The 23611-nt window shown below is 53.1% G+C and carries 16 protein-coding genes; 7 read left to right on the top strand and 9 right to left on the bottom strand.

The features are described 5' to 3' along the window. Nucleotides 1-355: 355 nt before the first annotated feature. The 4 genes from SH527x_RS18625 to SH527x_RS18610 form a co-directional block, all read right to left on the bottom strand. Nucleotides 356-1513: a hypothetical protein gene (locus tag SH527x_RS18625; protein WP_437192189.1), complete on the bottom strand. Its 1158-nt coding sequence runs from the start codon at nt 1511-1513 to the stop codon at nt 356-358. Continuing rightward, a complete protein-coding gene (locus SH527x_RS18620; RefSeq protein ID WP_437192188.1) occupies nt 1513-3321 on the bottom strand; it encodes a hypothetical protein in 1809 nt (602 codons plus the stop codon). Before SH527x_RS18620 ends, SH527x_RS18625 begins: the two co-directional genes overlap by 1 nt. A gap of 166 nt (nt 3322-3487) precedes the next feature. Next, nucleotides 3488-5878: a hypothetical protein gene (locus SH527x_RS18615; protein ID WP_437192187.1), complete on the bottom strand. Its 2391-nt coding sequence runs from the start codon at nt 5876-5878 to the stop codon at nt 3488-3490. A 64-nt stretch (nt 5879-5942) separates the two neighbouring features. After that, entirely contained in the window at nt 5943-8417 is a 2475-nt protein-coding gene (locus SH527x_RS18610; RefSeq protein WP_437192186.1) for a hypothetical protein, read from the bottom strand. A 79-nt stretch (nt 8418-8496) separates the two neighbouring features. On the opposite strand from SH527x_RS18610, the gene SH527x_RS18605 reads away from it, so the two are divergent. Further along, nucleotides 8497-8670: a hypothetical protein gene (locus SH527x_RS18605; RefSeq protein WP_437192185.1), complete on the top strand. Its 174-nt coding sequence runs from the start codon at nt 8497-8499 to the stop codon at nt 8668-8670. 111 nt (nt 8671-8781) lie between these two features. Here SH527x_RS18605 and SH527x_RS18600 read toward each other — a convergent pair whose 3' ends face one another. Continuing rightward, nucleotides 8782-9813, bottom strand: a complete 1032-nt coding sequence (locus SH527x_RS18600) for a PDZ domain-containing protein (protein ID WP_437192184.1) — start codon at nt 9811-9813, stop codon at nt 8782-8784. A gap of 897 nt (nt 9814-10710) precedes the next feature. After that, on the bottom strand, nt 10711-10953 hold the full coding sequence (locus SH527x_RS18595; protein WP_437192183.1) for a carbon storage regulator: 243 nt from the start codon (nt 10951-10953) through the stop codon (nt 10711-10713). A gap of 290 nt (nt 10954-11243) precedes the next feature. On the opposite strand from SH527x_RS18595, the gene SH527x_RS18590 reads away from it, so the two are divergent. The 3 genes from SH527x_RS18590 (at nt 11244) to trpD (ending at nt 13852) form a co-directional block, all read left to right on the top strand. Next, nucleotides 11244-11924, top strand: coding sequence for a 7-carboxy-7-deazaguanine synthase QueE (locus tag SH527x_RS18590; protein WP_437192182.1), 681 nt, complete (start codon nt 11244-11246; stop codon nt 11922-11924). A gap of 27 nt (nt 11925-11951) precedes the next feature. Beyond that, the gene (locus tag SH527x_RS18585) at nt 11952-12668 is read left to right on the top strand and encodes a phosphoribosylanthranilate isomerase (RefSeq protein WP_437192181.1); all 717 of its coding nucleotides are present in this window, start codon (nt 11952-11954) and stop codon (nt 12666-12668) included. 152 nt (nt 12669-12820) lie between these two features. Beyond that, entirely contained in the window at nt 12821-13852 is a 1032-nt protein-coding gene (gene trpD, locus SH527x_RS18580; protein ID WP_437192180.1) for an anthranilate phosphoribosyltransferase, read from the top strand. Between the two features lie 74 nt (nt 13853-13926). On the opposite strand, the gene SH527x_RS18575 is transcribed toward trpD, so the two are convergent. Further along, nucleotides 13927-14604 carry a Swt1 family HEPN domain-containing protein gene (locus tag SH527x_RS18575; protein WP_437192179.1) on the bottom strand — a complete coding sequence of 226 codons (678 nt, stop codon included), beginning with the start codon at nt 14602-14604 and terminating at the stop codon, nt 13927-13929. A 566-nt stretch (nt 14605-15170) separates the two neighbouring features. Here SH527x_RS18575 and SH527x_RS18570 point away from each other — a divergent pair. Next, a complete protein-coding gene (locus SH527x_RS18570) occupies nt 15171-16685 on the top strand; it encodes a hypothetical protein (RefSeq protein ID WP_437192178.1) in 1515 nt (504 codons plus the stop codon). Between the two features lie 17 nt (nt 16686-16702). Here SH527x_RS18570 and SH527x_RS18565 read toward each other — a convergent pair whose 3' ends face one another. After that, nucleotides 16703-18070 carry a helix-turn-helix domain-containing protein gene (locus SH527x_RS18565; protein WP_437192177.1) on the bottom strand — a complete coding sequence of 456 codons (1368 nt, stop codon included), beginning with the start codon at nt 18068-18070 and terminating at the stop codon, nt 16703-16705. 331 nt (nt 18071-18401) lie between these two features. On the opposite strand from SH527x_RS18565, the gene SH527x_RS18560 reads away from it, so the two are divergent. Beyond that, the gene (locus SH527x_RS18560; protein ID WP_437194652.1) at nt 18402-18734 is read left to right on the top strand and encodes a HesB/IscA family protein; all 333 of its coding nucleotides are present in this window, start codon (nt 18402-18404) and stop codon (nt 18732-18734) included. Between the two features lie 149 nt (nt 18735-18883). On the opposite strand, the gene SH527x_RS18555 is transcribed toward SH527x_RS18560, so the two are convergent. Continuing rightward, on the bottom strand, nt 18884-19906 hold the full coding sequence (locus SH527x_RS18555; RefSeq protein WP_437192176.1) for an alpha/beta hydrolase family protein: 1023 nt from the start codon (nt 19904-19906) through the stop codon (nt 18884-18886). A 601-nt stretch (nt 19907-20507) separates the two neighbouring features. Here SH527x_RS18555 and SH527x_RS18550 point away from each other — a divergent pair. Beyond that, nucleotides 20508-23429 (top strand): anaerobic glycerol-3-phosphate dehydrogenase subunit C, encoded by a 2922-nt coding sequence (locus SH527x_RS18550; RefSeq protein WP_437192174.1) that lies wholly within the window; start codon nt 20508-20510, stop codon nt 23427-23429. The last annotated feature ends 182 nt before the right edge of the window (nt 23430-23611 follow it).

Here is a 23611-nt window from a genome sequence, read left to right as displayed (position 1 = left end):
CTTGAGAAATGAGACGCCAAACCTGGTTCAAGTGTGTCTCCTCTTCACATGATCAAGCAAACTGCACACATCATCGACAATCGTATCCTGCGTTGCCTGTTGTGATTGTAACCATAGCAGCCAGAGAGAGAGAAACCCGATTGTGGGATCACATGAAAATTCTGAAATCTCCAATTTTCACCGCAATTGCCGGGCACGTCTCTTCACACTTGCTGTTCACGAACGGATGCAACTGGCAATGAAAAAGCCGGAAGGAGATTTCCTTCCGGCCTTCGTACCATTTGTCTCGATGCAATTGGAATGTGCAACAAAGCACCGCCAAAGTGTGGTCCACCTAACAGTGTAGTCCGCTCAACTATCGGGCAGGAGCAGGACGCTCGGCAAGCTTCTTGAGATATTCCTCAACAGCGGCTCGATAGTGAGCAGGAAACTCGGACTCAAGCATATTCTTGGCCGCTTCCTTTTCCTTGGGAGGCAGACCTCCCCAGTTGTCTTTTCCGGCGCGTTCCGTAGGTCCCGTGGAACCGACTGGCATGACACCACCCGACTGTGCTTCCCCCATCGGACTCGACGGTGGCTGTCCTTGTGCAGCACCACCCCCAGAGGAAGATGAACTCTGCTGTTGCTGATCTTCCATCTTCTTGATCAGTTCATCCAGTGTCGCAATGATCTTGTTCTCGACCTGCTGAACACCAGAGTCCGTCTGATTCAACGACAGACGCCGTTCGACATCCTTCATCTGCCTGGCGACTTCGCCCAGCGTTTTCTCCTGCACTTTTTCTAGATCTGCCTGCATTAACTCAGACAGTTTGCGATACCGAACCGGCACCCCTTCTGTCTGATTCCGAAGTGCCTGCAGTGTCTTCAGCCCCTGCTCTTTCAAGAGCAGATGTTGCTCACACACAGCACGGTGAAATAAACACCCTGCGGGATCAACAACATGATTCAGATCAATCTGTTCGAAAATTGCCAACGCTTCGTTATACGCATTGAGCAGCGTGAGATGACGAGCCAGGAAATACCGGACGTTATTCGTCAACAATGGTTCCTGAGCGTCTCTTTCTGCGTTCGGCAAACTCACCTGCAATAATGCTGGCGAGTAAGACCAGTTACGGCACGCATTCACCAGTCCGCGTGTCTGGCTATCTGCCAGATAAAACGTTCGCATCAATGTCTCGAACAACTGCTCCGGAGAAGGCTTTTCTTCGAACTGCCAACTCGGCCCGATTGTCTCCACCAGTTGCGGCTGCTGCGTCTGATGCTGCTCTGCCCAAGCAAGGACCGCCGCCTTTAACTCTGCGGCCGAAGGAGGAGCATAGACGTCGTTCGCCCCTGGGGGTTTTGGCTTGGCTGGCTGCGGGTCGGCCTCAGTTTTCACTGGTTTCGGCGCCGCTTCCACCAGTGTCGTCGGAGCGAAGAACATCCCACCAGACAGTGACAAAACGGAAGCAAGTACACTGGCTGGAGAGGGGGTCAATCGACTTCGGCCGTTGGCTGCGAAATGCGTTCCCATTACTGGTTCCTCCCCACTGATAAATCGTAGGTTGCCCCTTGAATCCGTTCCTGGCGTGCCCGAATGTCCTGAATCAGCTTGATGTGGTCTGAATCAGTAGGAAGCGCTCCATTTAACTCGGTTCCAATCTGCAGGGTCAGGCGATTCACCTGATTCTGCAGTGAACGAATCAACTTCAATTCTGCCAGCTGATTGACAAGAGCCGGTTCCTGAGGGCCGCCTGGTTGGCCTCCCTGTGGTCCCTGCTTCTGTTCATTCTGCTTCTTCTCTAACTCTTTTCGAAGTGCACCGATCATCTCTTCGAGCGTTTCTACGATCAGATGCTCGACGAGTTGAGTTGTCTTGCCGATATCCTGCTTTGAAAGTCGGGAAACAACGACCTGCATATTCCCATGCATCTGCTCCACTGCTTCAGGAAAGGCGACGGAAGACCCTTCATCCTTCAACAATCGAGCCGCTTTCTCAGCTTCAATTGCATTGTCTTCCTGCTCTTTTCGCAGATTGTCGATCTGTGATGCGACGTTCTGCTTCGCACGTTCTGCTGAGGCAATCTCATCCAGACGAACAGTTTCTTTATTGATGTGCTGCTGCCGGCGCAACATATTCTGGAATCGAGCTTCCAGTTGCGTCAGGTATGTTTCGCGTTCGTCTTCTCGCAACTGACGAAGAATCTCTTCCAGCTGCGCTTTCAACTCTTCCAGTTTCCGGACAGCTTCGTCCTGACTCTTCAAGGCGTCGTTCTGCTGGCCCTTTTCCAGCTCCTCGATCGCCTTCTCCATCTTCTCGCGAGCCTGTTCAAGTTCTTCTCGCCCAGCAGTTTTTTGCTGAGGAGCGTCCTGTTGACCAGACTTCTGTTCTGATTTTTCGCCAGACTTTTGCCCCGGAGTTTGCTGCTCGGACTTTTGTCCGCCGGACTGCTGCTGACCACCGGACTGAGGTTCCGACTTCTCGCCGGATTGATCGCCCTGCTGTCCTTTTTTCTGTTCGCCTTTCTCAGGAGATGGCATCTTCCCATCCTGAGGAGTTTTTCCAGACTGAGGTTCACCAGATTCAGACTTCTGGCCCTTCTCCTCTTCAGGAGTTCCCTTCTGACTCTCGTCCGACCCCTTTGGCTTCTCGCCGGATTTCGGGTCGCCAGAACGCTCGGAACTTGGATTCAACCGTGCCTGACGTTCCGCATCCTGCTGATCGATTTTGTCAGCAAGTTTGTCGGCGTCCTCTGACACTTTTTTCTGAGCATCCTTGGATTTCTCAGGCTGCTTTCCGCGTTGCGTCTCCGCTCGAACATCCTTTTGTCGGGCGATCACCCGATTGGTGTCCTTCAACAGTTCCTGAACTCGGGCGATCTCCGCAGCGACACGCTCTCGATCGTCCAGACTTTGGAGGACCTTCAAAACCGCTTCGAGTCTGGCGACCAATTCCACCTGACGATCTGCAGCGGGACCTAATTGAGGACGTAAAGCTGAACCGTTCGCTCCCTGAGTTCGTAACAACTCGGTGATCGTGTTCATCTCTGTCAGAATATTTTGTTCCTGACTTTGAGTTCGGGCACGATACAGCAACTCTGCCCGATCAGGATCTTTTCGACGCACCTGTTCGGCGACGTCAAACAACGACTTTTCGAAGCGTTCGTAGTCCCGATACAACTGCTGACGGGAGTTTGAAAGATCGACGCCAGCCTTGGGCGGAGTCGCCCCCGGAGCGGAACCAGCATCCTGAGCATTAATGGAAGCCGAGCCTGCCAGTAATCCGACCACCACGGCTATCAACCAGCCGCCGCATTTCACATTCCAGGTGGGACTACTCACTTCGACCCCCATTCAGTTCTCGCAAGAACCGAAACAACCAAACTTCATTATTCTGTCACCTGAACGGGCTCCTGCCCAGATCACTCTTTCAGATCTCTGTCATCCGGAGACGCCAAGACACCCCAATGCCAACCACAACCTATTGAACAGAAGCCCTTTACAGTGCTTACGACGGCCCGAAGAAACTGTCTTCAATCCGCTTTTCTTCAATCTGGTCGAGTAGTTGTTTTTCCCGTTTGATGATGTCCTGCAAACCTTGAATCAGGTCATTAATCGTACCGCGATCACGCATTTCGGCGAGAATCGCATCAATATGCTGTAACAGGAGATCGATGGACGCCGTTGTTTCCTGACTGACAGCTTCCATTCCGGACTGCCGTTCCGTTGCCAGTCGCAGTGCTCCCATCTGACGGTCGACATCATTGAAATCGGCGTTATTGATCAGAGACATTGGCTCGATCACTCGACGCTCGATTCTTTCAAGAAGTTCTGCTGTATCAATACGATTGTTCACTAATTCTTCACGAAGGTCGCGAAATGCGAGTTCAATCGATCGCGTTTCCGTGTGATTCTTTCGGAGCTGATGCAATGCCCGATCAATATAGCCCAACAGCACTTGCTGCGAATCAGCCGTCTTCTCTGTGGCCTTCTCATACTGAGAAACCTGCTCATTGATCCCATCGAAGGATTTTCTGAGTTCCTGAACCTCTCCGCGGACCTGTTCGAATCGGGTTCGCAACGCCACTTCCCGTTCAAACATCTTTGCGAGAAGATCATCCTGCGAGACGATCTGGAACGTAAACATCTCTCCCAGCGAGACATGCGGCCCGTTCTGGTCATCGCCGTCTTCCGCTGACACATTCAATGTCAGGATCTGCCCGTCTTCCAGTTTCAACGGGATCAGGTTGAAACGCTCGACAAACTGCCCCGGCGCCTGTTCCAGTCGAAACTCTTTCTGGCCACCCGGCTGTTTCGCCAATGGAAGACGCTTTTCTGTCAGATCATCCTGAGTTCGATATGAGAACCAGGCTTTCGCGACTCCGTAATCGTCTGTGATTTTGCCTTCGATCGGAATCGTGGCGATTCGGGTCACGACGGTTCCGATCCCGGTTCTCCGTGTCGAGACCACAGGGGACTGATCGACAATTCCGTTCACAGTCAAAGTCGATGGAGAAGGACTTTCGATCTGGTCCTCATCGAACAAAATGATTTGAATCGTTTCATCAGCAACGACCGGCAGTGGGAATCTGGATTCTGCCGAGAGGCCAGCCAGTTGCTCGGTCGCCTTATCCGTAATCGTCAACGGAACTCGAAATTGCTTTCGCGTTGCATCGAAGAAGGCTTCGGACGTCTCATTCAATGTGAACGTCTGAGATGTTGAAGTCTCGACATCCAGACGTGTCAGTTTGACTGGCAATGGCGTCTTTCCATCATCACTGAATCCCATCGCCACTTCAAAATTTGGAGTTCGAACCCGAACCTGTAACAGCGTCTTGTTGGAAGTCGCCTGCAGATCGAATTTCGTCTCCATTGGCAATGCCACTTGCATTCCCACGACACGCACGTCGCGATCTTCAAGTGAATCCATCCCGGTATAGCTTGGGTAATCACACTTCAATGAAATCGCGTCCACACGAGGGGGATCGACCACTTGAATGCGATAAGGAGTGCGATTCACATAGTCGCCGCCACGAAACCAGAGCTGCTGGTCATTCGAAATACGACTGAAGGTATGTCGGAACTCTGAATCCCCCATACGAGACATCGTCAACTGCCCGCGACGCGGACCTGTTGCTGAAAAACCTACATACTGGAGTCGTACACGTTCCGGGGGCTGAGTCTGGTCCGGCACAGTCGCCTGAATCTGCAGGTCTTCTCCACGAGGATGCTTATACACCCCGTGCTCATCGAAATTCCGCACCTGCTCCCGCGGACCAGCCAGGACGTGAATCGCCAGACGATTCTTACGAAACGGCTCCCAATAATTATCTCGACCAAGGACGTAGGCGTTGTACCAGCGTTCCATCCCTTGAGCGTTCGCTAACCCGAGGCCAAGGACGGAAGCAAGTAGAACGCCTGCCGCAACCAGCATCCGTTTGAGCGGAACCGGGTTCAACGTTCGAGTCAGTTCGAGCGCCGACAACTTCTCAACGGCTTCATCCGTGGTTCGTTGCACCATCGAATTCTGCACACCGGAGCCGGGACGTTCCGCCATCTGGACAGCCGTGATCAACCGGTCATTCAATTCTGGAAACTTGCGTTCCAGCGCGAGTGCCAAACTGGACGGATCGAGCTTCCTAAAGAAACGGACGCCAATCCAGGTCAGTGCCACTCCCACGATCACGGTGACCATGCCAATCAGGCTGGCGACCCGGAACCATTTCGGGAGTTCAAGTTGGCTGAACCAGAAGTAAACAACATCGAGACCGAACGTGAGCCAGAACAGCAGACATGCCAGAGCGATGACGGCAGCGATTCCTTCGACCAGAACATAGCGTCTGATCCAGCTGCGCAGCTGAACAAGAACTCGCTGGATTTCCGGTCGCTGTGACGTCACGTGCAATTCCCTCGTTGGCGATCTGGCTTCATTTGAAACGAACTTGAACTGAAAAGACTTTGGATCAGGCCAGCTTCCATATCTTTCGTAATAACCACTCAAGACAAACAAGGCCAACCAGCAATCCCATCAGCCAGCCTCGGTCCCAGAGTTCTTTCATCCTCTGATCGGTGATGACACGTTCCCCTTTGTTCGGCAACAGCGAAGGGACAACCGCGGCCGCATCTGCAAGAGAAACATATTGCCCGTTCGTCCCGTCTACCATCCGATTTAACAGTGCGACATCCTGAACCAGAGTTGCTGCTTCCTGTCGGGGAATCTGCATCTCGATTTCGGTCACCACATTTTCCGTGCTCTCTGGCAAACGGAACTGCAACCGGTATCGGCCGGGAACCAATGGACGGAAATCTCCAACAAACTCCGCTGGCCGGATCGAATCTTTTCTTAACTGCGGGCTCGGCACCAATGGCACACCCCCCGGCCCAAAGACTTCAATCTCAACAGTATCAGTCGTCAGAGGCTGGAACTGAGAATTCAACGCACGCAGTCGCAGTGGAACAGTCTGTCCCAAAGTGAACTCACGTCCGTCCAGAATGAACATCCCGCGCTGGAGTCCGCGTTTTGAACGGCCTTCTGCCCCTTTTCGAACAAGCTTCGTCCAGAGTCGATCGAGATAGCCGGGGTTCACGGATCGCAATCGCCATAGCTCTGGCGTCCCGATGAACAGAACCTGCCCCTGACCGTATCGCTGGCCGGCAATCACAATCGGTTGCCCGCCACGACCACGCGACAAGGGATCAGAGAACTCTGCATAGACGGTCGTCCCCGCCTTCGCCCCACGGGTCGGGTAAGTCGCAAAGATGCCGGGGAAATCACTCCATCCGGCTTCATCACTGGTTTCACTCAGCTTGAGAAACTCGGCAGCATTTCCTTCCGGAGTAAACGTCAGCGGAAATGCGGTCTGTGCCGCCTCACGGCTACTCATCCGCAGACTGACCTCTTCCAGAAGAACCGGGTACAGCTTGCGAATCTCTTCCAATTCCGGAGATGCAGCCAAAGTCGGCGTATGAATTTCACTCGCAACGACAACCAACCCGCCCCCTTCATTGGAGACCCAATTGGAAACCATCTGCCGCTGCTCTGGAGTCAACTGAGTCCAATCCGGATCGAACCCAACGATGACATCATATTCATAGAGCTGTTCGACCGTTTCAGGGAATCGGTACAGCAACTTATGAGCATCCTGAGACGTTCCGACGGACCCGGTCTGCAACCAGACATCCGACTGCATTGACGGATGCCTAAAGAGAATTGTTCTGGCATAGCGATAATCGCGGAAGGGACCACCCGCCACGATCAGCACGCGCATCGGCCGGTCAAAAATGTTGACCTGACGACTTTGTTGATTGTCATCTTCACGGGTTTCAATCCCGTCTGCGATGCGAGCTCGCACCGTGTATTCGTATTCTCCGGCATCGGCAGGCTGAAGTTCGAAGACCAGTTCATCAACCTGACCATCCGCACCCAACGCCTGATTCTGTGACGCGACGACAACGGGTTCTGGGTTCGCTGGTCCCTGCTGCAACAGCTCGACCTGAACCGTCTGACCGGCAAGTCCGGTGCCGCGAATCTGTGCCGTCAATTCAAATGGATCGCCCTTCTGAACATCGGTTGGGGCGACAATACGCACGATTTCCAAGTTCAGCGGCGGCTCTGTGCTTCCCACCCCGACTGCAATCAGACGTGTTCCCTGCTGTCGGGCTCGGTCTCTTGGAACCTGCACATCCCGACCCGCATTCGACGCGCCGTCAGTCAGCACGACAACCCCGGACAATGTCGGGGACTTCGTCTCCACCAGCAATGTATCGAGCGAATCCCCCAGGCGCGTCGTCAGCCCTTTCGGAGCCAGCAACTCTTTCCAGTTCGGGGTGTTGGCTTTCCCGCTCTTGTTGTCGCCAGCTGATTCCGACCCCGGAGTCGCTTCTTCATTCGTCTCAGTCAGGCCTCGTGAATCCGCCTGATAACGGCTCGGCAGCCGCAGTAAGGGAGCTGTCACATCAGAATCAAACGTGTAGACATCAACCGTGTGATCCGCCCGTAACTCATCGAGAAACGGTGTCGATTCCAGCAATTGCTGCACAGCTTCTGAACGGGTTCGTTTCGGACCACCAGTCGCTCGTGAATCCGATTCAGGTTGCTGCATGGACTGCGAAGTATCCACGAGCAGGATAATACGGGAGTCGCGGTATGCATCGGTCTGCGTACGCTCATGAGGATTGAGCGCGATCACAATTGCCAAAGCGAGAAAAGAAAGACGCAACAGCATCAGGAAGAACGCGGCAGGACTGCTCAGAGACCGGCGATCGCGAATACCGAACCAGATCGTGGTCCCCATCGCGATCAACAGGAGCAGAATCGGCAAGCCATCACTCAAAGAAAAGGGTTGGTCCCATTCCAGAGTTGATGTCGTGATCTCTGTTCCTGCCTGAGCAAGTACACCGGATTTCAGCAGATAGAAGTCGCAGGCAGGCAAACACACTCCTCGATTTGCGTCACAGTCATGCTCAGTCAATTGGGCGAAGAGACAATTGCGATGACCCCGCGATTGTCAATTGATTATGCCCAGTCAACCCTCTCCGTTGCCAGCCGCACAAGGCGCCTATCTTGTCGACGCCGGGAATTCCTTCTCGTTGCCGATTCTCAACGATGGCATGCTCTGTGGCAAGACCAGTCAACCTGAATCTGACATTCTCGGATTTCGCCTCTGGAAATCCGTGCGTTTGCGGAATTGAACGTCTTTCCAGCTGAAACCGGAAAACGCTGAAAGCAAATCGTCCCGCCCTCAATAGAGACGTGCCGGTCGATGAGTGGAGAAGGAAGTTCCTTTACGACAGGAATCGACCTTACGGAACCTGTTGAACCTGCGAATTCTCTGCCAGGTACTCTTGAATCGATGCCTGAATCAAATCTGAAGGCAGAACATACGTATCAGTGCGTCCAGCTCGGGCGATATTAATTCCGACCGCTTTGCCATCCAGATCAACAACCGGACCGCCACAGTCTTCAGGCGAGATCACAGCATCTGTTTGATAGACCGATTCGAAGTCGTCTCGACGAAAGCTCAGTTCGCCCCCCATCTGATTCTGAAATGCGATTCTCGACAGAAAATCACCAAAAGGATGAGTCAACGTGACCTGGCAAGAAACGTCATCTTCTTTTCGCTTGATCTGAAGTTCGAGAGTGTCACCTGGTCGGTATCGTCCCAGCGTTTTGACAAGCTGCTGCCCTGTTGCGATATCGAGTTGATTCACCTTCATCACCACATCGCCTGCTTCCAACCCTGCGAGTTGAGCTCCGCTGTTTGGATAGACACGACGAATTTTCGGGATGTCATTCCTCTCCAGCTCGACGCCAAGAACTCCACGCTCACCAGAAGCAGGAATGGCACGTCGTTCAACACTCATGATTCCAATCGCTACCGGGTCCTTCTTGACACTGGCGGTTGCCAGCCACGCGCCGACCTTCGGAGCAGATTGAGCCCATTCGACAACCGGAAGCCCGGTGGCTTCGACTTTCATGAAGCTCAGATCCCGCGATCGATGCGATTTCAAAAGCTGAACGGGAAACTGCTGGCCATCAGAGAGTTCCGCCACAGTTGCACGCTGCGCCTGACTGGACTTCGTGACGATCAGGCCATCCGAAGACACAATCAATCCAAGAGCGACGACTTCTTTTTCAGCCAGCAATCGCACTGTTGATCGTCGGGAATTGGCAACCACGTCACGAAATGCCTGACGTGTGCGAATCGTTGAAATTTCAAATTGATGCCGATGAGCCTGCCGATCCGCTTGCGCCCAGCACGCGTTCTCAGCTCCTGAACTCAATACGAAGGAGAGAACTAGCATGCAGGCACTCGCCAGGAGAGGCTTACGCATTGACATGGACATCCTCACATTTGTGCTAACTGATTCGGCAAAGTTGACCGATCCATCGTACGGTGGAAACCTGCCGTTGTCAGCTCTGTTCAGGTAAGACAGGTAAGAGAAACTGAATTCACAGTTCCGTTCGACGTAGGATCTCAACTGGCAACTGTACGCCACGCAAACGACGGAACCCGAGACACCACAAGAGGAAAGGGATTTTCTCTCGCATTGACGCCCAGGAAAATCCACACAATCGCGGCAATCGTCACAACAAGAAACTATCGCTTACGCCATGAGCAATCAGAAGAAGGGCGACTGTTCAGAATCTGTTCGAAACGGCTTTCGAATCAGGATACGCCCCCAGCTGACTGCAACGACGCTCCAACTCGCTGCGCAGTTGAGTAAACAAGGCACCATGAGGAACGCTCGGAAGCATGCAAGAGCATTCAGTGCCAATAAAAAAACCGCGTGATTACTCACGCGGTCTGTCTCGCCCAGTTTCACCGGACACATCGACGCGGCATGTCGATGCCCTCAAGAGAGTGGCGCCCCCCTTGAGCTTCCGGCTGACCGGAAACTCTCACCGCTCTCTCTGAAGTACCGTTAGAATCGACACAACCAGAAGAAACAATGAGCCATTTCTGTAAATGATTTTCGCAATCTCAAGTGATCTCTGCCGGAACAGCAATGAACAGATCAAAGACGTTTGAAGTGCGGTCTCGAACAGTAAGAAATCGCATCTCAGACGGAAATCCATTCAAGAATCACTCGCTTCAATTTGTGAATTTTGAATGGTTGCAACATGGCATCTGAATGGGCTGATATCGACCTCGCTGCCCCAAACACCGAGGTCACTCTGACAACCAATTGAACATCGACTGCTCAGGCCACATGAGAGGCTCAGCCCACTTAGACAGCCTCAACAGGATCGAGACGTTCCATTTCAATCAAATCGCGAAGTCCGCCTCGTCGAACACGAGGAGAAATTGGCAGTTCGCAGATCTCTTCGGACAGTTCCCCGCGTAGAATTCGCAACCCGCCAGGAGCTTCGATTCCAATTTTGACCGAGCCATTGGAAGTCTTGATCACCTTCACAACAATGTCTTCGCCGATCTTCAGGAACTCTTCAGTTTTGCGTGAGATAACGAGCATCTTGCTTCTCCAGTCGGCAGGGTTCTTAACCGTGATATTTGAAAGACTCAGAGAGTTGAGCCTGATGTTTCATGGAAGAAGCATTAAGCACGCAGTGTGCCATTCGCGAAAAAGATTCTTCAAAGACCCAAAACAGAAGAGCGATAACCTACAATCACCAAACATTTTACAACTTTAAAACAGCATCAGACATTCTCATCCGCTACAGTACGGATTCTTCGCAAATGTCTGTAAAATCGAGAATCACCCAATGCAACTCGTGCAAGGGATTCAAGTGGCAGCAAGAAACGATGTGGATTTCTGAAGTATTTGAGTCGGTTCAGGGAGAAGGCCGATTCGTGGGCGTCTCCAGTGGCTTCATCCGCACCTCGGGCTGCAACTTGCGCTGTGTCTTCTGCGACACTCCTTATACGTCCTGGAAACCGGAAGGTCAGGAACACTCCTTCGACGAGCTTTTCACCCTGATCGAAGCCATGACATCGGGTCATATGGTCGTGACAGGGGGCGAACCTTTGCTGACACCTGAGGTCATTCCCTTCACTCAGGAACTCAAACGTCGTGGCTACACCATTACGATTGAAACAGCGGGAACAGTTCACCGCCCAGAAGTCGTCGCAGACCTGATGTCCATCAGCCCCAAACTGCGCAACTCAGTTCCTGTCGGCACCAATTGGGAACAACGGCACGAAGTACGTCGTCACCGCCCGGAGATCATTCGCAGCCTGACAACTGAATACGACTATCAGTTTAAATTCGTGATTGATCAACGGGCCGATATCAACGAAGTCGAGCACTACCTTGAGGAATTTCCTCACGTGAATAACGACAACGTCTACCTGATGCCGCAAGGAATCCAGTGGAACGAACTCTATTCCAAACTGGACTGGCTGACGTATGAAGCGGAGAAACGTGGCTGGCAGGTCACGCCCAGAAAGCACATCGAACTCTTCGGCAATACGCGAGGAACGTAATCGCACACCAGAGTCACGACTTCAGGAATGAAAACGGAACCGAATCAGATGGCACCAGAATCCGCACAAAACTCGGCGATGTGGGTCAAAATCTGCGGTCTGACTCGTGAAGAGATTGCGGAATCTTTACTCGCCGCACTTCCTGAAACGAACTCGATCAACGCCATTGGCTTGAATTTCTATTCAAAATCAAAGCGTTGCGTTTCGCCGGAGATCGCCGCCCGAATTGTGAAGCTGCTCCCGAAATCGATTACACCCGTCGGGCTGTTTGTGAATCATTCACTCGACGAAATCCAGCGCATCACTGACGCCTGTGGGCTCCAGACAATTCAACTTCATGGAGACGAGACACCGGATTTCGTGGCTCAACTCTCGCAGTTCAATCTCATTAAGGCCTTTCGTGTCGGGCCAGATGGACTGGAGAATGTCGCACGTGAACTTGAACAGTACAACGCTCTGGGGATCACGCTTTCGCGCTGTCTGATCGACGCATTGGTCACAGGCGAATACGGAGGAACCGGACACAAGGCTCCATGGAAACTCCTGCATGATCATTGGCCTGCGAACTGGCCACCATATGTGCTGGCAGGTGGCCTGACTCCTGAGAATGTGCAGTTCGCGATCGAATCTGCTTCTCCGTCTGGGGTTGATGTCGCCAGCGGAGTCGAATCGTCTCCCGGCGTTCAAGATGTCGAAAAGGTCCTCTCATTCCTGAGGAACGCCCGATCCGCACAACGCGTCTGATCACGGAATCACAACCAGAACTGCCTTGATTCATCAGCCTGCCAATGTGAACGATTGGTTGGCGTGTAGATCATTTCCCAATCTGCTCTAATTCACTCTTGTTCGAGATCTCGAACAAAGCGGAACCATCGCCTTCAACCGTCTCCAGTTTCATGCAACCTGAAATCAAATTTGCAATCGACCGCCTGTTGAGCCATCAGACTCTCGACAGTGAGACCGTTCAATCTGCAATCGGGGCAATCATGGACGGGCGCTGCGGAGAAGTGGAGACATCCGCGTTCCTGACCGCTCTCGCCATGAAAGGTGAAACCGAGGAAGAGATGTCCGGGGCGGCCAGTGCGATGCGAGCACGGTCCACCAAGATTCCTTCTTCTCACCCAGACTTGCTCGACACTTGTGGAACCGGCGGCGACCGGATGCACACCTTCAACATCAGCACAGCAGCGGCGATTGTCACTGCCGCAGCAAACGTGCCTGTCGCGAAGCATGGAAACCGCAGCGTTTCCAGTTCGAGCGGGTCAGCGGATGTCCTCGAAGCTCTGGGGGTCAACATCGATCTCCCGGCTCATCTCGCTGGTCAGTGCCTGGATGAAATTGGTCTTTGCTTCTGTTTTGCAAGGACTTTCCACCTTGCCATGAAACATGTTGCCCCGATCCGTCAGCAACTTGGTTTCCGCACGATCTTCAACCAACTTGGCCCTCTGACGAATCCTGCAGGCGCACGCTTTCAGTTGATCGGCGTCTCGAACAACGAGATTGCCGCGAAGATCGCCGGCGCGGTTAGTCGGCTTGATATGAAACGAGCCATTGTTGTCTGCGGAAACAACGAACTCGATGAAGTCTCCCTGTGGGGAACAACGCATATCTGGGACGTTCAGGGAACCGAGATTAAAGAATACGAGTGGTCTGCCAAGGACTTCCAGCTTCCGGAATGCCGTCCAGACGAACTTCGAGTCTCATCCCGAGACGAAAGTGCGGCCATCATTCGAGCCGTTCTGGAAGGCAAATCAGGACCGGCGCACGACATGGTCGCTGCAAACTCTGCAATGGCCCTGTACTGTCGCGGCGTTGTGAAAACTCCCAAAGAAGGAGTTGAGCTCGCCAGCAAGGTGATCTCCGACGGACACGCTCTCAAGATGTTGGAGCGCCTCGTCGAATGGACCAACAAGCACCAGCACGCCTAAAGACGCAGAAGCAGAATTCAGCCTTTCTCCAATCAGGAAGGATGCTGCGCGGCCACATGATCGACCGCCGCTGGCTAGTGGACTCCGCCTTCGCAATAAGGGCAGGTCTTGCGATAGATGATCCGGTGGCAACGTCGACATTCTCGCGGGCCGTACAGCAACGGAGGTTCGAACTTGCACTGCAGAAAAATCAGGTAAACAAAAACCAGCACGACGATTGAAACCAGCACCAGATTCAATGTTCCGCCAACATAAATCGCGTTCGCCACGATGATTGAACAGCAGAACACATAGAGAGCGATGACCAGCAGCTTGTTCTTTTGATAGGCAGTCCGCTGCACCTGCGAGTTGACCTCATCAGCCACGTGCGATTCTAACAGCTCTGATTTTTCGCGCCGAATTTCGGACACATTGTCCGCCTGAACTGCTGTCAGCAGACGCTGAACACTGTCGAGAACTCGAAAAGCGTCATCGAATTCGAAATTCTGCTGATGCGCCCAGCGGTTACGAACCTCACGCAACTCGCTGACCAGACTTCTCTCGAAATGGCCTAATTCCGTTCGGAATATCGCGTTCCACTGATCCCACATCACTGTCAGCAGCGATTGAGCGTCCCAATCCACCGAATCTTCGTGAACTCGACCTCGATCTTCTCGGAAACTGAGAGAGACCGATTTGGTCCAGGTATCACCGTGTGTCGCGCGCAACTTGCCTTCAACAAACGGGGTAAGCCCCCGCGTCAAAAGATTCATCGCATTTCCGACGGCGTCACGATAGGTCGACACAGAACCTCTACCTATTCTTCAACTTCTGGCAAGCGAAGCGCCCACATTCGCTCATAAAACCAACTCGGCAACATGATCAGGTCGGGCTTCAACCCTGGATTTTGACCTGATCGCCTCCAATGAACAACTCACTCGCGACGATAGGAAGTCCGCCTGACTCACAAACGAACGGCTCGCTTTCCTTACGAAGTATTTCAAATCATAAGCTGAATTAACGCTGACCAAATCCCCAGAGCAACCCCTTCGGTAAAAACTCCGATTGTCAGTGCCGCTCAATCCGTCCGTGACGGTAGGTCGAACTTGCATGACATCGGCCAATGAACAGATCGTTTCATTTTCTTGACACACCCCCTATTCAGTAACCGATGTGATCCGATATTTGGATATGATTCGTTATCATCTTGGGAGCGTTTCGTCTCTCAATCGTCTCCTCGGAATGAGTCAGAACGCCCTGACGACTTGGCCATCAAGCAGAGTCAGGCAGCCATAACAAACGACTCGCAAACTGATTGTGCGGAATCGGGTCAACGAACATGACTGAATTTCCCTGTCCTCATTGTCAGATTCCGTTACGAATTCGTGACGAGAGTTATCGCAATCGCGTTATTCCTTGTCCTGATTGCAGTCGGGAAGTCTTGATCTGCGATGTGAACGGGAAGTTGGCCGGTGTCACACCTCCAAACCACCCTGCCCCTTCCAAACCGCTCTCGGAACTTCGACCTCAGCGGCGCTGGGGAGCGCCTCAATTCATCGCCTGCGGAGTCGCACTTCTTCTGATCGGGGGAATTGCTTTCATTGCGATCGAACGGAAGCCTGCTGCGCCAGCCCCCGATGTCCCTGAGCCGACTCCCGATTCCAACCAGTCAAATGTGACTCCGAACACGCCTGCTGCAGACTCCAAGACGACAACGGAGTCACCTCCTGTTGACGGGATGCCATCTCCTCCGATGGGAACGGGCACTCAGGCCAACCCCAACACTGCAGTTGCGAAGACAGACAATCCACCAGAGGAAGCCTCGCCAGAAGGACAACAACTCAAGTCCATCGGCGTGATGATCAATGGAGCATTAAGCCGGGATCAGCAGTTCCCGGCCGGGATTTCAGCACCTCCGAATTCCGGGTGGAGCTGGATCGCAACTCTGGCTGACACCCATTTTTTGCAGGGGCCGCGACGACGTATCGACGCTGGCTGGGACGCTCCCGTTAACGAAGAGTATGTTCGCCGCACTTTCCCTCCATTCCTGAACGCGGCGATCCCTCAATTGGCAGGCGACGATAATTTTCCCACGACGCATTATGTTGGAATTGCCGGAACAGGAACCGCACCTGGGATCTTCCGAGATAATCAAATCACAAAACCAGCGAACATTAAAGACGGTCTCAGTCAGACGATGATGGTCGCCGGCGTCTCGAAACAATTGGGGTCTTGGGCCAGACCGGGGAATGCGACAACTCGTGCATTTACACAAGAACCATTTATCAACGGACCTGACGGATTCAGCACTGGGCAGGCAGATCAGATGACCGTGCTGATGGCCGACGGAAGTGTGCGTGTGCTCAGCCAGAAAACCGATCCGACGGTAATTCGCCAACTGGCAGCAATGTCAGACGGACACCCCCAGAAGCCAGAGCAATCGGTCACCGCCGTCCCGCCTGCTGTCTCGGCTCCAGTGGCACCTGCTGCCTCACCTTTAATGACGCCAGCGATGCCGCCCGCCCCAGCATCTGTCGCGGAACAGCAGGACGCACCGATCACAGTTCCCTTGATTCCAGAACGCCCAAAGGTGGATTTGAAAGCACGGCTCAATCAGAAATTACTGGGTTTTGAACAGAACCAGCCAACACCACTGGAAGATCTTCTGTTCGACGTTCAGGAACTGCTGGGAGTCAAAATTGATCTCTCAAAACTGCCACCGGAAACGCGAAAGAATCCTGTCACCATCTCGCTCAAAGCAACAACAGTTGGGGACGTCCTCCGCGAAATTGCCGACTCAGCGAAAGTTGGTTACGCGATCCATGAATCACACATCGAAATCCAGCCTAAATAAATAGGGGCGCTCTGGTTTCACTCCCCTTCGTCACCAGACTTTGAATCATTCCCGGTAGAAACGTCTTCGTCGGTTGCCAGCCCTAATGCCGCCATTCTGCGATAGAGTTTCGCACGGGGGAGCTGCAGTAATTCCGCGGCCGCAGACTTGTTTCCTCGGACTTCCGCAAGCGCTTGTTCAATCCGCTCACGCTCAAACGTCGAGAGTTCGTCTTCGAGACTGCGGCGGTGCGGCGGCGGACGGAGTGCCTGTGCCGAGAGCCCTGCTCCAAAATCCGGAGGCAGATCTCCCACATCAATCATCGGCCCTTGAGTGCGTTTCATTGCTTGTGAAACCACTCTAGCCAACTCGTCGACATTTCCCGGCCAGTTATAAAGCTGGAAGAGTCGTTCGACCGCAGGAGTCAACCCGTGCCGTTGTTCCTCCTGTAACCGGTTCTGTTCTTCAAGCAGTTGCTGAGCGATCAGCAGGATGTCTTCGCCACGATCTTTCAAAGCTGGAATCGCGATCCAGATCGCCGACAACCTGACTGCCAGTTCCGGAATCATCCCTGTTCGGGCAAGATCTCCCGGCCAAAGATTGGATGAAGAAAAATGGCGGTGCGGTGAAAGATCTGCGTGATACAGCACCCTTTCCTGTAGATCTCGATCCAACATCTGAAACTGATCCAGATAGATCGTGACTGGTTCCACAACTCCATCAGGATCGTACAACCGGTTCAGCGTGCGTGAGATTTCGAAGCGAGAGGACTCTGCACATCGAATCGGGACAAACCGCTGATTTCGCTGTTCACTCCCATAATGGACCAGTCTGGCAATATGTTCTTTGCCAACACCGCGATCCCCGGAGAAGTGAACTGTCACTGCGGACGTTCTTGCAAGTTGAATCTGAGACGCAACCCGTTGCATTTCGACAGAGGTCGTCACCAATCGATCAAGGCGGTAGCGCTCATAGATCTCGGCTGTATGCCTGGCGACATCCAGTCTTCTTGACGTTGGAGAAGGAGCATCATTCGTCGGTTCGGTAATCAACCCCAACAGGTGCTGCCCATCTGCTGGATCTTCCGGTTCCAACGGGAAAAAATGGATGTCCCGTTCGATGATCGAACCATCTTTACGATGAAAGACGACTCGTCGCTTTCGGGCAGGTTCGCCAGCAGCCACTTCCTCTGGAGCCAGAACTCCCGTCAGACATGACCAGTGTGTCGGGTCGGCAGTCGATTGCACCTGACACGACTTGCCGATGATGTCAGCTGCAGCCCATTGCGTCAGTTCTTCGCACCCTCGGTTGAAAACGAGGACGATTGATCGGGAATCAAGAACAAAAAGAGGTGACCGACTGCTTGTCAGCCACGTCGCGAGCCCACGTCGGGATCGAATCGACATTTGTCATCTCCCGATAGAACCTGTACGCAGAAAGGGATACAGATATCAAACGAACTGACGCCGGCAAATCCACAGCGGGATTTAATTGGATCATGAAGAAGTCTATTGTCCGGGCAACTCAGCAGCTATAAACTTAGGGAAGCGAAATGGCGTATGCTATCGGTGATGCTTTCCCGCAGAAAACCCGGTTGAGAAGTAGTCGTTTTCGCCAGGCAAATACAAAACATTCTGGATCTACCGAAACGAGTTCGCGGAGAATTCGACGTCGATTGGTGGTCCACCGGACAGATCAGCAGTTGTAAAGTTCGTCCTCATAAGAGGATGGGAGAGAATAATGATCAGTTTGACTGAACGTGCCGCAGGCGAAATCAAGCGAGTGATGACCGAGCAGAACTTCCCAGAAGGGACTTTCGTTCGCGTCGGAGTCGCCGGAGGCGGTTGCAGCGGTTTTCAGTATTCGTTCGGATTTGACGACAACGCCGATCCAGAACGTGACATGATCAGCGATCAGCACGGGATCAAAGTCGCTGTTCAGAAGAACCACGACCTGCACCTCGATGGCACTGTCATCGATTTCTACGAAGACCTGCAAAAACGCGGCTTCAAGTTTGAAAACCCGAACGTTTCCCGTTCATGCGGATGCGGAAGCAGCTTCTCAGTATAAGGTTACGGCAGCTAACTGCTGCTTCTAACCCGAAGAATCACGAAAAGTCGCCGTGCTGGAATCTCCAGTACGGCGACTTTTTTATTGAGTACCGTAGGTCCGGCAAAAGGTTGCTCAGCCTGAGACGTTCGTCCCCCTGACTTCCCAGACTACTTCACCTGAGGACTTGCTTTCTGAGCTGGGCGGTTTTGCTTTTCAAGCCATGCAATCGCCGAAGTCGGGACAGCAACGTGGCCCCCTTCGAAAATCGTGACGCGAGCTGTTCCTGCACTTCGACGCAGATAGAACGGCATTCCGTATTCCATGTCTTCGACAGTGTCTCCCGGCTGCGGATTTTTCAATCGCAAGTCCGTCCAGAGCTGCTCCATTTCCTCTTCAGAGACCAGCGGTGCATTGGCCACCTTTGCAATCTCATTGAATGCCCACAGTGAATGTCGCACCGGGACGGATCCTGTGTGTCCATCATGAACACCAGCATTGATGTCGACCGGGAGATCACCGATGTTTTTGATCCAGACACGCGGTGAACGGTTCTTGTATTGCAGGTCGACAGCTCCTGATGTTCCTGGCGCGCCGCCGCACGATTTCTCAATCATCTTCGCATAGGTCCCCGGAACGCCATCCTTCACATGGAACCGGTGCCATTCGACCAGATCCGTAATCGGACACCACGAAGAAACCGCAGAGAACCGGTGCGGGTGACGCCCTGCCATGAGCAGCGACATGTGACCACCACCGCTTCCACCGGCCAGATACACACGGTTGTGATCGACTTTGTATTCCTTCTGAGCCCAATCCAGCACATCCAGAATGTCCTGCTGTGCCAACTCGGAACCACACGCTTCCGGGCGGCTGTTTGGACCCCGAAAATCTGGATGCAAGACGATCCAGTTCCGCTCAGCTGCAAGTTTCACCCAATCCATGTTGTTCTGGCGATAGCCTGCTGACCACGAATGCAGAAAGACCAGTACCGGTCGCGCCTCGGTTTTCGCTGACTCTGGAATCCAGACCAACGATTTTTGCAGTGTTCCATCAATTGAGCTAGGAAGCTGAATCTCCTGAAGTGAGACCTCCCGCTTGCTGATTTCACCGGCCTCTCCGGCTGGTTGAGCCTGAAGTTGCTTCTGAAAAGTAGTCCCCAGGATTCCAACAAAGAACAAGGAACATAACATCAACCGTACTCTTTGAATCACGTTTGGCATTCCTTCCACTGAAGTGAATCAACTGCAAACTCTTGGCATCACGAACCTCGGTACCGAAACCCGTTACTGAGACGCCTGACAGACAAGCCGCTCGATTGTAGCGTCTACCGATTGCAGCCGATGCCGACTGGATTCGAGAACCGGATCACATACAGTAGATTTTGCTGATACGACAAAACAAGCAAACAATAATCCGATCACCGTTTCAGCACATTCTCCCACCCAGAAGATTGCATTCCACCAGCGATTCGTGAAATGAAGGAAGTACCGAACGCGGTACTCATTCAGACAAATAAGAGTCCAGAGAGTTCGACGGCCCCCTGTCAGAATGGAAAAAATCCGCCCGTACGACTCAAATACTGATTACAACCCGCCTCTTCCCCGACAGATCATGAGGAATCCGGCTCGGTCGGTTCTAGAAAAGCGTTACATGTTGCGGATAGAATTCACATTCCTGCGGTCATTTCGTCTCGAAGTGATCTGACAGGAAAGCCGATTGAATGCCGATCCTGTTTGACCGTCACTTCAATTTCAATCCCGTTTAGCCCAGCTTCAAAGAGCTTATTCGTCCTTGGATGAACAGCAACAACGTATTGCAGAGGATCTCGCAGGACTCTTTCAAGGGGAACTGCGATTCGATGACGTTGCGCGCGAAATCTACTCCACCGATGCCAGCATCTATCAGATTCGCCCTTTAGGGATTGCCTGTCCCAAACACCGCGACGATGTTGTCACGCTGCTGCAATATGCTCGGGAAGCAGGAATTCCGATTATCCCTCGTGGAGCCGGTACTGGGCTCGCTGGCGGAGCACTCGGTCGCGGATTGATTATTGATTGCGCCCGACATCTCACTGAAATCGAATCCATTACTGAAGACACAGTGCGGGTTCAGACAGGCGTGGTCCGGGACCAGCTCAACAATGCTCTGCGACCATATGGTCGGTACTTCGCTCCTGATCCTGCAGCCACCGCTGTTACCACTGTTGGAGGAATGCTGGCGGTGGATGCCGCTGGCTCACACGCGGTGCGCGTCGGATCAGTACGGGATCACGTCCGCAGTATTGAAACCGTTCTTGCAGATGGCAGTTGTATCGAAGCTGGCAAGCATCATCGCTGGAGTGGAAGCGGCGAGACTCGGCGTATCGAGATCGTTGCCAGAGTCAATCAGATTGTCACAGAGCATCAGGCACTGATCCAAGAGCGTCAACCACGAGGACGCCGCAACTGCTCAGGTTATCATCTCGGCTCAGTTCTTCAGGGAGACGAGATCGATCTGGCGAGACTCCTCGTTGGTTCAGAAGGAACGCTGGGAGTCTTCACTTCAGCAACGTTGAATACGCTGCCACTTCCACAGCATCGAGCTGCGGCGCTTGTCCTGTTTCGCGATATGGATCAGGCGTTGGACTCGGTCCAGAAAATCACTTCGCTGGAACCAAGTGCGTGTGACCTGTTCGATCGACGTCTCCTGACACTCGCCAGAGACGCAAACCCACACTTTGCTGCGTTGATTCCGGCAAGTGTTGAAGGGGGACTGCTGATCGAACAAACCGGTTTCAGCGATCGACAGGCACGAGACTGGTTGAACGGAACTCTGGCTCTCGTTCGAGAAGTTGATTCTCAAGCGTTAGTCGCAGCTGAAGCATACACCTACGAGGACGTTGAAGAACTCTGGAAATTGCCTTACCGAGTGGTTCCCTTATTGAACCAGATCGGGGGCGATACGCGAGCCATTCCGCTCGTGGAAGACATTTCTGTTCCCCCTGAGCAACTGAAAGACTTCCTGATTCGAGCGCAACGAGTTTTCCAGAAGCATCAGCTCACGGCATCCGTCTACGCCCATGCTGCTTCAGGACAAATTCATTTCCGGCCATTCCTGAATCAGCCATCAAAGTTCAACGCGGAACTGATCGAGTCACTCGCCAGAGAGTTGTACGAAGTCGCATTTTCGTTCGGCGGAACCTCAAGCGGAGAGCATGGCAATGGACTCTCTCGTACAGCGTTTCTGCGAACGGAGTACGGACCGCTTTATCGAGTCTTCCAGAAGGTCAAGGAAGCCTTTGACCCGGACGGGCTGTTGAACCCGGAGAAGATCGTCAGCGACAATCCACACTTGACGATCCAGAACTTCCGGCCACTGCCAACGACGGAACAGGGTGAAGAAAGCCTTGTTCGCCTGCAACTTCAATGGCAACCAGACGAATTCAATCAGACCATTCAGAACTGCAACGGATGCGGGGATTGTCGAGTCCAACGAACGTCGTTCCGGATGTGTCCGTTCTTCCATTCTGATCAGGTTGAAGACGCAAGCCCGCGGGCCAAAGCGAGCCTGATGCGGACTATCTCAACGGGAAGATTCGACCCGAAGACTTTTTCAACCGATCAGGCAAAGGAATTGGCGGACTCCTGTTTCAATTGCAAACAGTGTCACATGGAATGCCCGACGCACGTCAACATTCCGGCACTCGCCATTGAAGCGAAAGCACAATGTGTCTCCGCAATGGGCTTAACGTTTTCGGATTATATCCTTTCAAGAGCGCACACCTTCGGGCGGCTGGGCTGCCGGATTTCTCCGCTGGCGAACTGGGCGATCGCACATTCCGGGGTCCGTTGGCTGCTTGAGAAATTCCTGGGGATCTCGCGTCACCGGCGCTTGCCAAAGTTCGCTCGAGGCGAGTTCCTGAAATCCGTGAAACACACTCCCACCACCGTCGACACTGCTGACGCCGTGTACTTTGTCGACCATTACGTGAACTATCACGATCACGAACTCGGGCACGCATTCCTGAAGATCATGCAACATCAGGGCATTCGTGTGGCTGTTCCGTACGGACAAGTCGCGTCCGGGATGGCCATGATTTCCAGCGGCGATCTGGAAGCTGCGCGTGAACTGGCCGAAAAGAACGTCAACGTCCTCGCTGAGTATGCACGTGAAGGACGCCCGATTATCTGCACCGAACCGACGGCCGTTGTCTGCTTGAAATACGAGTACCCGCGTCTGCTGGACAAACCGGACGTTCACCTCGTTGCAGAACATACGATTGAAGCAGGGACTTATCTCCAGCAACTCCACCAGCAAGGGAAGTTGAAAACCGACTTCACTCCCCTCCCGTATGATGTGCGTTATCACACGCCTTGCCATCTGCGGTATCTCGGCAACGAAACGCCGCTGGCGACCCTGCTCTCCCAGGTCCCTGGAATTCGGATCAACGGAATTGAAGCTGGGTGCTCCGGGATGGCGGGTGCATACGGGATCTCAGCACGGAATTTCGAGAAGTCGCTTGAGATGGGAGCCCGACTTCTGGTGGAGATGCAACAACCCGGCTTTCACTTCGGGTCAACCGAATGCAGCAGCTGTCGCATTCAGATGGAACAGCAGGCAGCGGTCTCGACGATCCATCCACTCAAGATGCTCGCAATGGCATATGGAATGCTTCCACACGTCACGCCGAAGCCAACCGCCAATCATCCTCAGAAGCTGATTTTGAATCCATAAAGCGGGTTCGGTCAGGCGATTCAGAGTAAGATCTTCAATGAACAGCAGTCCCTCTGAAAACTGCAAAACAGGCTGAACGTTCACCAATCAGTCGCGATGCCTGTTGGAACAAACCGATCCAGTCCGCTGGCTGTCCGAACTGATGCGATCTCCTGCAACGCTGCGCCAGACACCGCATCAGA

The sequence above is a fragment of the Planctomicrobium limosum genome (assembly GCF_051465645.1).
Classification (GTDB): Bacteria; Planctomycetota; Planctomycetia; order Planctomycetales; family Planctomycetaceae; genus Planctomicrobium.
Note: the sequence above shows the minus strand (reverse complement) of the source record. Positions and strands in the feature narration are given on the sequence as shown.

Coding starts and splice junctions, on each gene's coding strand:
- SH527x_RS18625 (WP_437192189.1), bottom strand. CDS start 1,513: ATGGGAACGCATTTCGCAGCCAACGGCCGAAGTCGATTGACCCCCTCT.
- SH527x_RS18605 (WP_437192185.1), top strand. CDS start 8,497: ATGCCCAGTCAACCCTCTCCGTTGCCAGCCGCACAAGGCGCCTATCTT.
- SH527x_RS18600 (WP_437192184.1), bottom strand. CDS start 9,813: ATGCGTAAGCCTCTCCTGGCGAGTGCCTGCATGCTAGTTCTCTCCTTC.
- SH527x_RS18595 (WP_437192183.1), bottom strand. CDS start 10,953: ATGCTCGTTATCTCACGCAAAACTGAAGAGTTCCTGAAGATCGGCGAA.
- SH527x_RS18590 (WP_437192182.1), top strand. CDS start 11,244: ATGTGGATTTCTGAAGTATTTGAGTCGGTTCAGGGAGAAGGCCGATTC.
- SH527x_RS18585 (WP_437192181.1), top strand. CDS start 11,952: ATGAAAACGGAACCGAATCAGATGGCACCAGAATCCGCACAAAACTCG.
- trpD (WP_437192180.1), top strand. CDS start 12,821: ATGCAACCTGAAATCAAATTTGCAATCGACCGCCTGTTGAGCCATCAG.
- SH527x_RS18575 (WP_437192179.1), bottom strand. CDS start 14,604: ATGAATCTTTTGACGCGGGGGCTTACCCCGTTTGTTGAAGGCAAGTTG.
- SH527x_RS18570 (WP_437192178.1), top strand. CDS start 15,171: ATGACTGAATTTCCCTGTCCTCATTGTCAGATTCCGTTACGAATTCGT.
- SH527x_RS18565 (WP_437192177.1), bottom strand. CDS start 18,070: ATGTCGATTCGATCCCGACGTGGGCTCGCGACGTGGCTGACAAGCAGT.
- SH527x_RS18555 (WP_437192176.1), bottom strand. CDS start 19,906: ATGTTATGTTCCTTGTTCTTTGTTGGAATCCTGGGGACTACTTTTCAG.